Origin of the sequence: Marinomonas shanghaiensis, from assembly GCF_003259175.1 — a bacterium.
In the GTDB taxonomy this organism is placed as follows: Bacteria; Pseudomonadota; Gammaproteobacteria; order Pseudomonadales; family Marinomonadaceae; genus Marinomonas; species Marinomonas shanghaiensis.
The window spans coordinates 135,792-150,015 of the sequence record NZ_QGOK01000003.1; the positions used below are offsets into that span (position 1 = coordinate 135,792).

Annotated in this window: 11 protein-coding genes; 7 read left to right on the forward strand and 4 right to left on the reverse strand. The window is 45.9% G+C overall.

The features are described from left to right. Position 1: 1 nt before the first annotated feature. The 7 genes from dgcA (at position 2) to DKT73_RS00955 (ending at position 10,011) form a co-directional block, all read left to right on the forward strand. A complete protein-coding gene (gene dgcA, locus DKT73_RS00925; protein ID WP_111636733.1) occupies positions 2-2,068 on the forward strand; it encodes a dimethylglycine demethylation protein DgcA in 2,067 nt (688 codons plus the stop codon). A gap of 89 nt (positions 2,069-2,157) precedes the next feature. Beyond that, positions 2,158-4,098, forward strand: a complete 1,941-nt coding sequence (locus DKT73_RS00930) for a (Fe-S)-binding protein (RefSeq protein ID WP_111636734.1) — start codon at positions 2,158-2,160, stop codon at positions 4,096-4,098. Continuing rightward, the gene (gene etfA, locus DKT73_RS00935) at positions 4,098-5,372 is read left to right on the forward strand and encodes an electron transfer flavoprotein subunit alpha (RefSeq protein WP_111636735.1); all 1,275 of its coding nucleotides are present in this window, start codon (positions 4,098-4,100) and stop codon (positions 5,370-5,372) included. The genes DKT73_RS00930 and etfA overlap by 1 nt, the downstream gene beginning before the upstream one ends. Continuing rightward, positions 5,362-6,138, forward strand: a complete 777-nt coding sequence (gene etfB, locus DKT73_RS00940; RefSeq protein WP_111636736.1) for an electron transfer flavoprotein subunit beta — start codon at positions 5,362-5,364, stop codon at positions 6,136-6,138. The genes etfA and etfB overlap by 11 nt, the downstream gene beginning before the upstream one ends. A gap of 71 nt (positions 6,139-6,209) precedes the next feature. Next, positions 6,210-6,440, forward strand: coding sequence for a hypothetical protein (locus DKT73_RS00945; protein WP_111636737.1), 231 nt, complete (start codon positions 6,210-6,212; stop codon positions 6,438-6,440). Positions 6,441-6,762: 322 nt separating this feature from the next. Further along, positions 6,763-8,730 (forward strand): methyl-accepting chemotaxis protein, encoded by a 1,968-nt coding sequence (locus DKT73_RS00950; RefSeq protein WP_111636738.1) that lies wholly within the window; start codon positions 6,763-6,765, stop codon positions 8,728-8,730. Positions 8,731-8,928: 198 nt separating this feature from the next. Beyond that, entirely contained in the window at positions 8,929-10,011 is a 1,083-nt protein-coding gene (locus tag DKT73_RS00955) for an ABC transporter substrate-binding protein (protein WP_111636739.1), read from the forward strand. A gap of 88 nt (positions 10,012-10,099) precedes the next feature. Here DKT73_RS00955 and DKT73_RS00960 read toward each other — a convergent pair whose 3' ends face one another. From DKT73_RS00960 to DKT73_RS00975, 4 genes are read right to left on the reverse strand one after another with little or no spacing between them, the layout of a single operon-like run. Further along, complete coding sequence (locus DKT73_RS00960) at positions 10,100-11,080, reverse strand: aldose epimerase family protein (RefSeq protein WP_111636740.1); 981 nt, start codon at positions 11,078-11,080, stop codon at positions 10,100-10,102. A gap of 59 nt (positions 11,081-11,139) precedes the next feature. Further along, positions 11,140-12,450 (reverse strand): extracellular solute-binding protein, encoded by a 1,311-nt coding sequence (locus DKT73_RS00965; RefSeq protein ID WP_111636741.1) that lies wholly within the window; start codon positions 12,448-12,450, stop codon positions 11,140-11,142. Positions 12,451-12,500: 50 nt separating this feature from the next. Further along, the gene (locus tag DKT73_RS00970) at positions 12,501-13,346 is read right to left on the reverse strand and encodes a carbohydrate ABC transporter permease (protein ID WP_111636742.1); all 846 of its coding nucleotides are present in this window, start codon (positions 13,344-13,346) and stop codon (positions 12,501-12,503) included. Beyond that, entirely contained in the window at positions 13,343-14,224 is an 882-nt protein-coding gene (locus tag DKT73_RS00975) for a carbohydrate ABC transporter permease (RefSeq protein WP_111636743.1), read from the reverse strand. Before DKT73_RS00975 ends, DKT73_RS00970 begins: the two co-directional genes overlap by 4 nt.

Sequence of the window (14,224 nt, forward strand, 5' to 3'; positions counted from 1 at the left end):
TATGTCCCAATATGATGCGTTGTTCGAGCCATTAAACATCAATAAATTAACCATCCGTAATCGTATTGTTAGTACGGCTCACGCGGAGGTGTACGCCACCGATGGCGGTATGACAACCGATCGTTATGTGAAGTATTACGAAGAAAAAGCCAAGGGTGGCTGTGGTTTGTGTATTTGCGGTGGCTCCAGTGTGGTGTCTATTGATAGTCCACAAAGCTGGTGGAGTTCTGTTAATTTATCGACTGATCGCATCATTCCTCATTTCCAAAATCTCGCCGATGCGGTGCATAAGCACGGTGGCAAGATCATGATTCAGATCACTCACATGGGACGTCGCTCCCGTTGGGATGGTGAAAACTGGCCAAACTTGATGTCTCCTTCTGGTATTCGTGAACCCGTTCACCGAGCGACGTGTAAAACCATCGAAGTGGAAGAAATGTGGCGCATTATTGGGGATTTTGCTCAGGCAGCACGACGCGCCAAAGAGGGCGGTTTAGACGGTGTGGAGTTGTCCGCTGTACACCAGCATTTGATCGATCAGTTTTGGTCGCCACGTGTGAACAAACGTACCGATGAATGGGGCGGCACGTTTGAAGGCCGTATGAAGTTTGGGATGGAAGTGCTAAAAGCGGTGCGCGCTGAAGTGGGGCCAGATTTTGTGGTGGGCATGCGTATTACGGGTGATGAATTCCATCCTGATGGCTTAGGCCATGAAGAGATGAAAAAAATCGCACAATATTATGATGCTACTGGCATGGTGGATTATTTCGGTGTCGTTGGATCGGGTTGTGATACGCATAACACCTTGGCGAACGTGATTCCGAACATGAGTTATCCGCCAGAACCTTTCTTATATTTGGCGGCGGGCATAAAAGAAGTGGTGAGTGTGCCTGTGATTCACGCACAAAACATCAAAGATCCAAACCAAGCGAAACGTATTATTGAAGCGGGTTATGTGGACTTTGTTGGTATGACTCGTGCGCACATTGCTGATCCTCATTTTATCGCCAAGATCAAAATGGATCAGGTGGACCAGATTCGTCAATGTGTGGGGGCAAACTACTGCATCGACCGTCAGTATCAAGGCTTGGATGTCTTGTGCATTCAAAACGCGGCGACATCTCGTGAATATATGGGCTTGCCTCATATTATTGAAAAAACCACAGGGCCTGTGCGTAATGTGGTGGTGGTTGGTGGTGGTCCTGGTGGATTAGAAGCCGCTCGTGTGGCGGCAGAACGAGGTCACAAAGTCACCTTGATCGATAAAGCAAACGAGCTAGGAGGGCAATTAGTCTTGGCAGCCAAAGCGCCGCAGCGAGATCAAATTGCGGGTATCACGCGTTGGTTGGTGATGGAAATAGAACGTTTAGGTGTGGAAGTGCGTTTGGGCACCGCCGCCAGCGAAGAGTTGATAAAAGAGTTGAACCCCGATGTGTGTATTCTGGCCATGGGTGGCCGTCCTTTCTTGGAGCAAAATCCAGAGTGGGGCGCCGCGGAAGGTCTAGTGGTGTCTACGTGGGATATTCTTAGCGGTAAGGTCGAACCCGGCAAAAACGTCTTGGTTTATGACACGATTTGTGAATTCTCAGGCATGTCGGCGGCGGATTATTTGGCGTCTAAAGGTTCGTTGGTGGAATTGGTCACAGATGACATTAAACCCGGCGTAGGCATTGGTGGCACGACTTTCCCGACCTATTACCGTTCCTTGTATGAGAAAGAAGTCATCATGACTTCCGATATGCTGCTCGATAAAGTTTACCGTGAAGGTGACAAGTTAGTCGCCGTCCTAGAAAACGAATACACAGCGCAAAAAGAAGAGCGTGTTGTGGATCAGATCGTGGTAGAGAACGGCACGCGTCCAAATGAAGATTTGTATTACGCACTGAAAGCGAGTTCGCGTAATAAAGGTCAAATTGATAACGAAGCCTTGTTTGATATCAAACCTCAGCCTGTCTTAAATGAAGACAGTGGTGACGGCATGATCCTGTGGCGCTTGGGCGATGGTGTGTCTCAGCGTAACGTTCATGCGGCTATGTACGACGCTTTGCGTCTATGCAAAGACCTATAGGACACGATGGTTGAGCTCGTTAAATCGCTAATGCATGTATTGATAAAAACTCTATGTGCCTTCTGTATTTAAAATGATGAGGACTCATCATGACTCTTGATTGGTTACCTCCAACTTTGATTGGTGTCCTCCTTGTGTTAGCTGTGATTGGTGCGGTTCGCCGCATCAATTTATGGCGCGCGGGGCAGGCTGAAAAAGTCGATATCTTGGCTGGCTTAATGGCGATGCCAAAACGTTATCTGCACGACCTTCACCATGTGGTTGAGCGCGATAAATATATGTCTCGCACTCACGTAGCAACCGGTGGCGGTTTTGTACTCGCCATGGCGCTAACCATACTGGTGCATTTGTTTGGTGTTGAAAGTCACATTCTTGCTTGGGCGTTATTAGCCGCTTTGGTGATGATGTTCTGCGGTGCAATCTTTGTTTACAAGCGTCGTTTAAATCCGCCTTCTCGCCTCTCAAAAGGGCCATGGATGCGTTTGCCAAAAAGCTTGTTAACCTTTTCTATCACCTTTTTTGTGTTGACACTTCCGGCTGCGGGATTACCTATTGTTGGAATGCTGCCAGAAGGGACAGGTGGTTGGATCCTGACGCTGGTTTTATCCGCTCTTATTTTAGTCAGCCTAAGTGAAATGTTGTTTGGCATGACGTGGGGTGGACCAATGAAACATGCTTTCGCGGGCGCGTTGCACCTTGCGTTTCATCGTCGTCCAGAGCGTTTTGGTGGCGGTCGTTCCACAGGTTTAAAGCCAGTCGATTTTGGCGATGGCGTTACCATCAAAGAAGTTTATGGTGTGGCTAAACCAACCGACTTTAAATGGAATCAGTTATTAGGTTTTGATGCCTGTGTGCAATGTGGTCGATGCGAAGCGGTGTGCCCTGCTTTTGCTGCGGGTCAGCCTTTGAATCCGAAAAAACTGATTCAAGATATGGTGGTGGGTTTGGCTGGTGGTACCGATGAAAAGTACGCGGGCAGTCCCTATCCAAATGTTGAAGTCGGTCATGCCAAAGGGGCACCAAATCAAATTATCACGGATGGTTTGGTGAATCCAGATACGCTGTGGTCATGTACCACTTGCCGTGCCTGTGTGGAAGAGTGCCCAATGATGATTGAGCATGTGGACGCCATTGTCGATATGCGTCGTTTCTTGACTCTTGAAAAAGGTGAGACGCCAAATAAAGGGGCGCAAGTTCTCGAAAACATCATCGCGACGGACAATCCAAACGGTTACTCACCTGCGAGTCGAACCCACTGGGCAGCCGATCAGAATTTGAAAGTGATGAAAGACGTGAAGCAAGCGGATGTATTGTTTTGGGTCTCTGACGGTGCGTTTGATATGCGTAGCCAGCGAATTTTGCGCTCCTTCGTAAAATTATTAAAAGCCGCCAATGTAGACGTGGCGATTCTTGGCGATGAAGAACGAGACTGCGGTGATGTTGCTCGCCGTTTGGGTGATGACGCCACTTTCCAAAGTTTGGCAAAACGTAACTTAGCGACTTTGTCGAAATACCGTTTTAATACCATTGTGACAACGGACCCACATGCGTTCCATTGTTTACGAAATGAGTATGGCGATTTTGGTTCCGATGCCTTGAAAGATGTTGAAGTATTACACCATACCACTTTCTTAAATCGTTTAATCAAAGAGGGACGTTTTCACCTAAGTCCGCTTGCTGGTAGTAAAGTCACGTATCATGATCCTTGTTATCTTGGCCGTTACAATGGCGAGTATGAAGCGCCGCGTGAGTTGCTTGCAAGCTTGGGGATTGATGTCGCTGAGATGGAGCGGTCTCGCTTCCGCTCACGTTGCTGTGGCGGTGGCGGTGGTGCGCCCATTACGGATATTCCAGGTGAGCGTCGTATTGCCGATATGCGCATGGAAGACGTTACCAGTACCGGTGCGGACATGGTTGCGGTGGGTTGTCAGCAATGTACGGCAATGTTGGAAGGTGTGGTTGAGCCTAGACCCGTTGTAAAAGACATTGCTGAAATTCTGGCTGGGCAGTTAATTGAGGAGACACACTGATGAGCGATTTATCATCAAAAGACAGCTCTTTAGATAATCTGCTACGAAGAGACCCAAGAGCGGAATGGATTGCGCGGAACCGATTGCATCCTTTGCATAATGAAATGCTGCAAATTGGCGGCGTTGAAGTACGTGGGCCGTCTGGCTTATTGCGTAAGAATCCACACGTCATTGGCTTTATTGGTCCTAATGGCATTAAACGAATCGATAGGACGAATACATCTAGTGCCAGTCTTGGAGACAAAAAACGCTCAAGTGCGACGAAAGAAACTCAGTTGCCGCTACACATTGTTGAAAATCCTGACTTTTACATCATGGTGGTGGCGGATATGGTGGGCGGTCGTTTGACTGGTCACGATAAAGATATTCTGGGGTTGGCGCATCAATTGGTGGCGAAACGCAATGGTGCCGTGACTTTGGTGTGTTTTGGTGACAATAAAGAAACACAGTGTGATTTAGCGGGTGTGGATCGTTTGGTTCATCTTCAAGGTGAGATATACGAAGGTTTTGCGCCAGAAGCAAGGCTCAACGCATTACTGCAAATAGAAGCGCAATATAAACCCGATTACTGGTTGTTCCCTGATAGTGTGCATGGCGGCATGGATTTGGCTTGCCGCCTATCAGCACGTTTAGGTGAGCGACTTGCCGCGCAGGCTTGGCAAGTGAACGCAGAACACACAGTGTGTCGTGGCGCTTCGGCAAGTCAGGATATTTTGCGTGATACGCCACGCATTCTTACTTTACTGGAAGAATGTGGTGATGCCATCGATGAATCACGTCACCAAGTTTTGCCAATGGCTATTGATGGTATTGAGCAAACGACACCAGCGATGGTTGATAAAGGCTTGATCGCTGTGGACTCTAATGCGGTGCCATTGGCGGAAGCAGAATTTATTTTGTCGGCGGGTAATGGTATTCACAATTGGGATCAGTTCCATGCCGCCGCTGCGGCGCTTGGGGCAACCGAAGGGGCCAGCCGTGTTGCGGTGGACGATGGCTTTATGCCTCGTGCTCGACAAGTCGGGGCGTCAGGCACTTGGGTGACCGCCCGAGTCTATTTGGCCGTGGGAATTTCCGGTGCGATCCAGCATATGCAAGGGATTGGGCAATGCGACAAAGTGGTTGCGATTAATACCGATGCGGGTTGCGATATGGTAAAGCGGGCTGATCTGGCGGTCATTGCGGACAGCGAAGACGTCTTAGCCGAATTGATTCAACTTGCTCAGCATTATTCCTTATCTAAAGGCCAAGAGGAGAAAAGCGATGCAGCCTAATATCAATGTGGTTTCTTTAGTATCGATAGGGCGTCACCCACAGTCTGGCCGTGCTCGTCGTGCTGAACAAGATGGCCGAGCCGTTGAACTTGGTTTAACACTGGCGGGCCAATCTTTAACTGTGGTTCATGCTGGTAATGCGAAAGAACCTGTACTTCGCCAATATGCTGGTATGGGGCTACCGTCTTTAACGGTTTTGGAACAGTCTGAGGGTTGCGATGCCTTGCCTGTCCTGATGTCATTTTTACAAGATAAATCTGTTGATGTCGTACTAACAGGGGTTCGCGCCGAAGGAGGGGAGTCCTCGGGTATGTTGCCGTATTTATTGGCTGAGAAATTAGGTTGGCCGTTAGTTCCTCGTGTGGCAGAGGTTTTAGAGATTAAAAACGGTGAGGCAGAAGTGCTTCTGGCATTACCTCGTGGTCAGCGTCGAGCGGTAACGGTTAAATTACCGTTTATTGCCAGTGTTGATAATGCCGCGCAAGAGGCACGTCAAACGGCGTTTGGACCTGGTTTAAGAGCGGATTTTAAAGTGTTGAATGGTGACTCTGTGGTTGATGAAGCCGCAAGCCAATGGCAAATCAGTGTCGCCAAGCCACGTCCTAAGCGTATTAAAGTGGTAAAAGCGAAGACGGCAGCCGACAGAATGAAGGCGGCAACAGCAAAACCGGTAGGAGGGGGAGGTAAAGTTCTGAGGAACGAATCATCAACGGAAAAAGCACAAGCAATTTTTGATCTTTTAATAGAAGAAAAAGTGATTCGCTAAAGGGCTATTTAGGTATAAGCTATGTCACCGTTGGTTATTGATTGAACAGTTTTTGTTGGTAGGTACATAAGATGATGATTGTAGATTTGGTCGATGAGGTTGATTTTAAAGACAGGCTCATCGCACTTGGTGCCCCAGTAACTCAAGAGCAAAGTCTAATGGAAGTTCAGACTGCCGTTTTGTCATGGTTGAAAGCTTACCCAGAGCAGATCCCCTTCATTAAAGATCTTTGCAAGGAAATGCAAAAAGATAATGTTACGGTTTTACCTGCCGTCTCTAATGTAATGGTTGCGTTTGGTTAAATGCTTAATATAACGCCTAGAATGACGCGCTAAAAAAGGGCAAATTTTAGGAATCTATTTTATTTTATGGATTCCTATCAAAAATACATTTTTAGGCTATATTTTTTAATAGAAGTGATGGTTTAAGTTCAGAGAATCCAGTATTTTATTCCTGTTTAGAAAGTAAAGATTTAATCAGATTGCGAGTTTTTAATAGTAATTTATTATTGGCGGTTTGTTTCTTATCGGACAAGACGTAGTGATGTATAAATTCTTTCGTGACTCGTATTTTGACCCGAATTTATTTTATTAATATGGACATTAATATGTTTGGAAGTATGACATGAAAATCAAAACAAAATTACTGATTGCCTTTTCAATTGCTACTGTTCTGCCTGTTCTAATCGTTAGTTCAATTACCGCTTTTCTTGCCTCTGATCAAGCCCTTAAAACCTTTTCACAAAACAGTGGACAAACATTAAGTGCGGTCGAAAAATCCTTTGACCAGTTTATGAGTGACATAAAGTCTGTAGTAGGGTTTATGGCCGACAGCGATGCGGTTGCCGATCCTAATGCCATGCCTTTAACCACCTATCACGAAAAACAAGGTAAAGCGCCTAGCCTTATTGCACAGCAAAATGGCGGTCGAGAGGCGGAAGTGTTTAATTTGTTTGAAGCCATTGGTAAAAATAACCCAAATTACGTTTATGTTTATATGGGGGATGATGCCGATGGTTATTTAGAGTGGCCAGGAACGTATGAGTACGCAGAATGGCATCCTAAACAGCGTGGTTGGTATACAAGAGCGATGGAAAATCCTGGTAAGGTGGCGTTGCGAGACGCTTATTATTGGGAACCAGACGATGCTGTGTATGTTTCTGCTGTACGAACGTATCAAAAAGGCAATGCCGTTGGTGGTGTTGTGGCCGTTGATGTATCCATTAAAACCTTAACGGAAATGGCCAATAAAACTAAGCTAGGCACTACCGGCAGCATTATGGTGATTGAAAATACGGGAACTGTTTTAGTTGATGCCCTTAATGCTGATAATAACTTTAAGAAAATCAGTGATCTGACGGGCGATGCTTATCAAAAAATAGCACAAACACCCTCTGGTTTAATTGATTTTTCGTTAAATGGTGTTGATTATTACGCCAACGTTTTTACCTCGCCTAATTTGAAGTGGAAGTTTGTGGGTCTCATGCCTGCATCTGAAATTTATGCCAGCACAATGGAGTTGATTAAAACCACTGCGATTGTATGTATCTTGCTTTTGCTTGTGTTTGCTGTGGTTGCTTACATGATGGCAAAAAGTCTCATTACGCCTATTGAATCCGTTTCTAGTCATCTGCGTGTTTTGGCAGAAGGGGAAGGCGATCTCACTTCGAAAATCGACATTCAGACAAATGATGAAACGGGTACGCTCTCTAACTGGTTTAATCAATTCATTGAATCCACTCGGGCGCTGATTTTAGGCATTAAAAAATCCAGTATGCAGATAGACAAGATCGCGGCAGAAACCTCCTCTAAAGCGAGTGACGTTGCGCAAGCAGCAACAAAACAGTTGCAATCCATCGAGCTGATTTCCGAGGCGGGTCAACAGATGCTGATTGCTTCGAACGAGGCGGCGGAAAGTTGTGCCAATTCGGCGCAGTTTTCTGAAAAAGGTTTGGAAACGACGATAGCGGGAAAAAATCTTCTTAAAAACAGCGCGGAAGGCGTCAACCGTTTAGGCTCGCGTCTAAAAGAATCGAATCAGATTATTACTGAATTGCAAAAAGAAACGACGAACATCAATCAGATACTGTCAACCATTCAGGCGATTGCTGAACAAACCAACTTGCTGGCTTTAAACGCAGCGATTGAGGCTGCACGTGCGGGTGAGCAGGGTCGTGGTTTTGCGGTGGTTGCCGATGAAGTTCGTACTTTGGCGGGAAGGACACAAGAATCGACAGAACAGATTAGTAATATTCTAGGTTTGCTGGCGAGTCGAACCAAGCAGGCATCGGACTCCATGGTGACCAGTTTGGCAGAATCGGAAAATGCCATGAGTTTATCCGACCAAGCGCTGAATTCCTTTGAACAGATTGAAGAAGTGGTTAAGCAGATGCGTGATATGACCATGCAAACAGCGGCGTCTGCTGAAGAGCAGCGCGCTGTCACTGAAGGCGTGAATGCCAATATCAATGCTATCAGTGAATCGGCGCATCGTGTTTCCGGTATTTCTGGTGACGTTGCCGAGCTTTGTCGTAAGCAGGACTTGTTGAGTAAAGAGCTACATTCCATGGTGGTTCGATTCCGCACTGAATAAAGCGAAGCAATGATTTGATATAAAACACAGAAAAGGCCACTTGTTTGCAGTGGTCTTTTTTTATGGTTTTTATTACGTTTTTTGGTATGGGTTGACAACTTAAGCGAGACGATTGGTATAAATACAAAAGAATTGTTTTTAAAAATGAAGTAATAACGATTATCATATGCGTCTAAACTTATTAATAAAGGTATCACTATGGTTAAGTCGTTTGTAATGCTTTTGTTCGCTTTTTGTGTGAGTGCAACTTGGGCTGGTCAAGTTACTGTGAAAGATGTCCTTGATCGTGAGGTGACTTTCAATGCACCAGCACAACGTGTCATTGTTGGGTTTTATCCTGAGGATTATATGGCTATCGGTACGGAAGCCGCTTACGACAAAGTTGTGGGGATGTCGAAATACATCTGGGAAGCGCGTCCGGCTAATTGGGAAATGTATGTGAAGCATCGTCCTTCATTACAAGATATCCCGGAAATTGGTCGTGTTGATACGCAAACTTTTTCCGTTGAAAAAGCGATTAGCTTGAACCCCGATGTATTGATGTTGGCTGATTGGCAATACAAGGGACTAGGGACGGATATTGAGCGTCTTGAAAGTGCGGGTATCAAGGTGATCGTGGTCGATTACAATGCTCAAACGTTAGAGCGTCATGTAAAAAGCACCGAGTTGATTGGGGTGATTACTGGTCAAGAAAAACGTGCTGCCACTATTGCTGCTGAATACACAAAAACCGTTGAAATGGTGAGCAAACGTCTAGCAGAGGCTAATTTGCCAGCGCCAAAAGTGTACACAGAATTTGGTTCATCAGGTGTACAAGAGCTGGGTTTTACCTTTGGTAAAAACATGTGGGGGGCGATCTCTACTATGGCAGGTGGCGACAATATTTCTGCACCTTTTGTTGAATGGTGGGGCAAGTTAAATCCTGAGCAAGTAATCGCTTCTAACCCTGACGTGATCATCATTACGGGTTATGAAACGGGTAAAGGCACGGACTCCATGGTGATGGGGCAAGGTGTTGATGAGGCTGAAGCTCGTAAGCGTTTGGAAGGTTACAAAGATCGTCTAGGCTGGTCGTCCATCGCGGCAGTGCAAAATAATCGATTATATGGTGCTTATCATGGTGCATGCCGTACTATTTTAGACGCTGCCATGATTGAATTCTACGCAAAAGCCATGTACCCAGAAGTGTTTTCAGATTTAAATCCTGAACAAGCGTATTTGGATTTTTATAAAAAATATCTTCCTGTGACACCTGAAGGCACGTTTACCTTAGCTTTATAAGCGATGTTTCTTTAGTAAAAAAGGGCCGTTCTATTGGGATATTAGAACGGCCCTTTTTTTATTTCAGTAGGGTGTAAAAAATCGGGAATTAACGAAACACATAACGTGTGATTTGTTGGTATGCATTGTCTGGTGTCAGCAGAATAGGCGGAAAATGTGACTGGTGGACGGCATCGGGCCAATGTTGTGCTTCCAGCGCAAGGCCTGCATAAGCGGTCAGTTCACCTTGGTTGATGTTCGCCTCGGCGCTCAGTTGTATGTGGCGGCCATCATAGACTTGCAGTCCCGGTTCTGTTGTTTGGTAGTCTAGACTGAGCCCTGTTATTGGTGCTTTGAGTGTTGCTACCGTTTGAATGGGGCGACTGGCCAGAGAAAGGCAGAAGTTGGTGTCGAGCCCTGGATAATCTTCACGGCCAATATTTCGCAGTTGATTAAAATCAAAAGCACTGCCTTCTGTGGGGGTTACTTCTCCAGTAGGAATGAGCTCGTTATCGACCGGTAAATAGTGATCGGCTTTGATGTGAAGTTGGTGATCTAAAATAGAGCCTGTGCCATCAAGATTAAGATAGCTGTGTCCCGCAAAATTACAGAGGGTTAGTTTATCGGTGGTGGCGGTAATTTCCATTTCTAAACTGCTGTCAATTAGGCGATAAAAAACATTGACTATCATGTTGCCAGGATAACCCATTTCACCATCCGCCAATTTTGTTTGTAGTTGCACGCCGTCATCGGTTTGTTCAACGATGGTCCAATTTTTACTGCCTGTGCCAGCGGGACCACCGTGCAAATGGTGAGACTCCGGCAAGGTTAGTGGCAATTGATACGTCTTGCCGTCAATCATCGCATGGCCTCTGGCGGTACGATTGGCAACTCGGCCGACAACGGCACCAAAGTATTTAGCGTTGCCAAGATAATCCGCAAGATTAGACGAACCTAATACGAGCGAATGCGGGTAGCCTTTTAAATGGATGGATTGGATGCTGGCCCCCAAGGTTAAAATCGATACCTTGAGTTGTGAGTTTGTCAGCAAAATACGCTGAACTTGGTGCAAATCTGGCGCTAAATTCATAGTGAAAACGCTCTCTTATTAAAATAAATGGGGGCTGAGGCCCCCAGAGTATAAACAGATCAAATATTTTCTAACAAGTCGTTAATACGATATTGCGCTGTTTTGAGAGCATCGTCTATTGATTTATTGCCATTGACGGCAGAGCCTAATTCTTCACCAAGAATATCCTGGATAGCAAATTGGCGTAATACTTCAGCGGGTAAGGCTTGTCCTGTTTTGGTTATTTTGGCGATGTCACTACGATGTGGTAACGAGGTGAACTCATTACTGGTAATGACTTTTTTCACCGTTGGTAAATGGCCAGTTCGAGCCCATTCATAATCGTTGTCATAAAGAAATTTAAACAGTTTGCCAATGGCCGCCATCTTTTCATCACTACGATCACCGCGGGGGACAACCCAACCGTGCCCATCGGCATAAGTGGCGTCTTTTTGTGAGAAAAATTGAGGCACAGGGAAAACACGATAGCCGTCCGATAAGGCATTATTGGCTTCTTTGGATTGTGCATCGTATGAGCCGATTAGCCATGTACCATTGACTGCAATGCCGCCATTACCGTTAGCGAAAGCGGATACCGCGGCAGGGTAATCCAAATTTTGACTGCTCAACCCCTTGTTGACAATCTCTTTCATCAAGGTAAGCGCTGCTTTGGCGTCTTCACCGCTTAAGTCGATCCGACTTGGATCAGCGAAGAATTTGCTGTCTTGTTGCATCATGAGTGTATAAAAAATACGTGCGTATGCCGCCGTTTCGTTGGCTGATATTTGAATTAAATACGGTTGTTGAGTCGCGTTTTTAAATTGCTGACCTTGTGCAAATAGTTCGTCTCGGTTAGTTGGTAACACAGGGTTGTCATTTTTGTCTATTAAGCCAGCTTGTTTCATTAAATTTGTATTTACATGAAAGAGCATGGTCCAGTTGTCGAAGGGCAAAGCGTATATTTTATCTTCTTTGGTCACACTCGAAATGGCAGCATCGGTAAAGTCTGTTGCTTGAATGCCTTGCTCTTTCAATAAGCTATCAAGTGGCACGAGTAGGCCGCGAGACTGATAATCTGACATGGCAGAGTAATGCATGGATACAACATCTGGAGCAGAGCGGGACGCCAATTGGGCGTTAAGCTGGTCGTATCCTGGCCATTCTACGGTGGTAACTTTTACGTCGATGCCTGGATTGTCCGCTTCGAACTTGTTGACCAAAGTGGTAATAATGCCGCATTCCCCTACGGCGGCTGAGACATCGATGCTGCTGCCGTATTCTGCATCACACGCACCAAAAAAACGTTGCAGTTCAATCGTCGTATTAGCATTCGCAATGGGCGATAGTGCCAGTACACTGATTGCGGTTGTTCCGAGAAGTAATCTTTTCATTATTTTTTTCTCCTAGGTTGTTATTACTTACATGTTTTCCGTAGTGAAGGTTATTTAACGGCACCTCCTGAGACAGCGGTGACGATATGGCGTTGAAAAAAGATATAAACAATCACCACAGGTAAGGAGGCAAAGACGGCTTGAGCGCCTAAAAAGCCTAAGCCTTCTGACTGTGCAAAGTTTGTTTGCGAGGAGGCTATGCCTATGGTGAGGGTGTACATATCGGCTTTAGTGGCTGATATCAGTGGCCACCAATAATCATTCCAAGCTTGTAAAAAGGTGAAAATCCCTAACGTTGCTTGTGCAGGCAGCGTCAATGGCAATAGCACTTTCCAAAAAATACGAAAGGTAGAGGCGTTGTCGAGCATAGCGGCTTCGTCGATTTCTTTGGGGATAGCGCGAAAGAATTGCGTCATCAGAAACACGCCAAAGGCCGAAGACAAGTTAGGTAATATCAAACCAATGTGCGTGTTGTGTAGGTCAAACCAGTTAAACATTTGGTGACGGGCAATAATCACAGCTTGTTCAGGCACGGCTAAACCAAATAACACTATAATGAACAGGGTTTTACGGAAGGGAAACTCCAGTCTTGCAAAAGCATATCCTGCTAACGAAGACAGGAGTAATACCCCAAAAGTTTGACCAACTGCCACAATCATAGAATTCATAAACCAACCAAAAACGCTGGAAGACTTTAGGATGTTGGTATAATTCACCAAGGTGTAAGGCAGGGAAAAGACAGCTTCTGTGCCTCGTAACAGTTCGGCATTGTCTTTAAAAGATAGCCCAATGATCCATGCCACAGGCGCCATCATGATGATGCCTAATGCTGCTGCTATCCAAAACAGACGGCGGTTAGAGGTTAAATGTTCAGGTGAATAGCGTAATGTTTTCATGCGTCTGCCTCCTCTTTACGAGTGCTGATCCAATACTGCAGCATGGCAGCACAGAGAATGATTAAGAAGAGAATTTGCGATGCTGCCGCACCCATGCCAATGTCCCAGCGTAAGAATCCGACTTCATAAATGTACATAACAATGGGTCGAGAGGAGCCCGCAGGACCGCCGTTAGTCATTAGTTGTGCTTGGCCAAATAACTGGAACTGCATGACGACTTGAATCACGGCAACCAGCATAATGGTGGATTTGATTGATGGCAGTGTGATACGAGTAAGCACCCGCCAGCGGGTGGCGTTATCGAGAGCGGCTGCTTCATACAGGTCTTTGGGGATCTGCTGCAACGCGGCCAAGAAAAGCATCATGGGCAAGCCGATACACCACCATACCGTCGCGACACCAACGGAAAACAGTGACCAACCTTGAGTGGAAAGGAAGCCAATGGGTTGCCAGCCGAAATAGTTGAATATTAATGACATTAAACCATCGTTGGGGATAAATACGATGCGCCAAATCAGTGTGACTATGGTCACTGACAAGATGGAAGAGGCAAAAAACACCCCTCGTAAGAAAGAGGAGCCTTTGGTGGTTTTATTTAAGGCTAGCGCCAGAAACAACCCCAAGATCACCAGCGTTGGAACAGAGACGCCGACAAAAATGACGGTATTTTTTACCGCTTGTCCAAATATAGGATCGCTCAATACACGCGCGTAATTTTTTAAGCCGATGAAACGCTCACCGCCAAAAAGATCGACTTTATTAAGTGACAGCCAAATGCCCCAGCCAAGCGGAAAGACCAGCAAGGTTAAAAATACACTTAAATATGGCACGACAAATAGACCATTTGACCAACGAGAACGACGATAGCTTTCTGCCAC

Bases quoted from the DNA above. Each gene is read 5' to 3' on its own strand.
- etfA (WP_111636735.1), top strand. From the start codon at position 4,098: ATGAGCGATTTATCATCAAAAGACAGCTCTTTAGATAATCTGCTACGA.
- DKT73_RS00950 (WP_111636738.1), top strand. From the start codon at position 6,763: ATGAAAATCAAAACAAAATTACTGATTGCCTTTTCAATTGCTACTGTT.
- DKT73_RS00955 (WP_111636739.1), top strand. From the start codon at position 8,929: ATGGTTAAGTCGTTTGTAATGCTTTTGTTCGCTTTTTGTGTGAGTGCA.
- DKT73_RS00930 (WP_111636734.1), top strand. From the start codon at position 2,158: ATGACTCTTGATTGGTTACCTCCAACTTTGATTGGTGTCCTCCTTGTG.
- dgcA (WP_111636733.1), top strand. From the start codon at position 2: ATGTCCCAATATGATGCGTTGTTCGAGCCATTAAACATCAATAAATTA.
- DKT73_RS00970 (WP_111636742.1), bottom strand. From the start codon at position 13,346: ATGAAAACATTACGCTATTCACCTGAACATTTAACCTCTAACCGCCGT.
- etfB (WP_111636736.1), top strand. From the start codon at position 5,362: ATGCAGCCTAATATCAATGTGGTTTCTTTAGTATCGATAGGGCGTCAC.
- DKT73_RS00960 (WP_111636740.1), bottom strand. From the start codon at position 11,080: ATGAATTTAGCGCCAGATTTGCACCAAGTTCAGCGTATTTTGCTGACA.
- DKT73_RS00965 (WP_111636741.1), bottom strand. From the start codon at position 12,450: ATGAAAAGATTACTTCTCGGAACAACCGCAATCAGTGTACTGGCACTA.
- DKT73_RS00945 (WP_111636737.1), top strand. From the start codon at position 6,210: ATGATGATTGTAGATTTGGTCGATGAGGTTGATTTTAAAGACAGGCTC.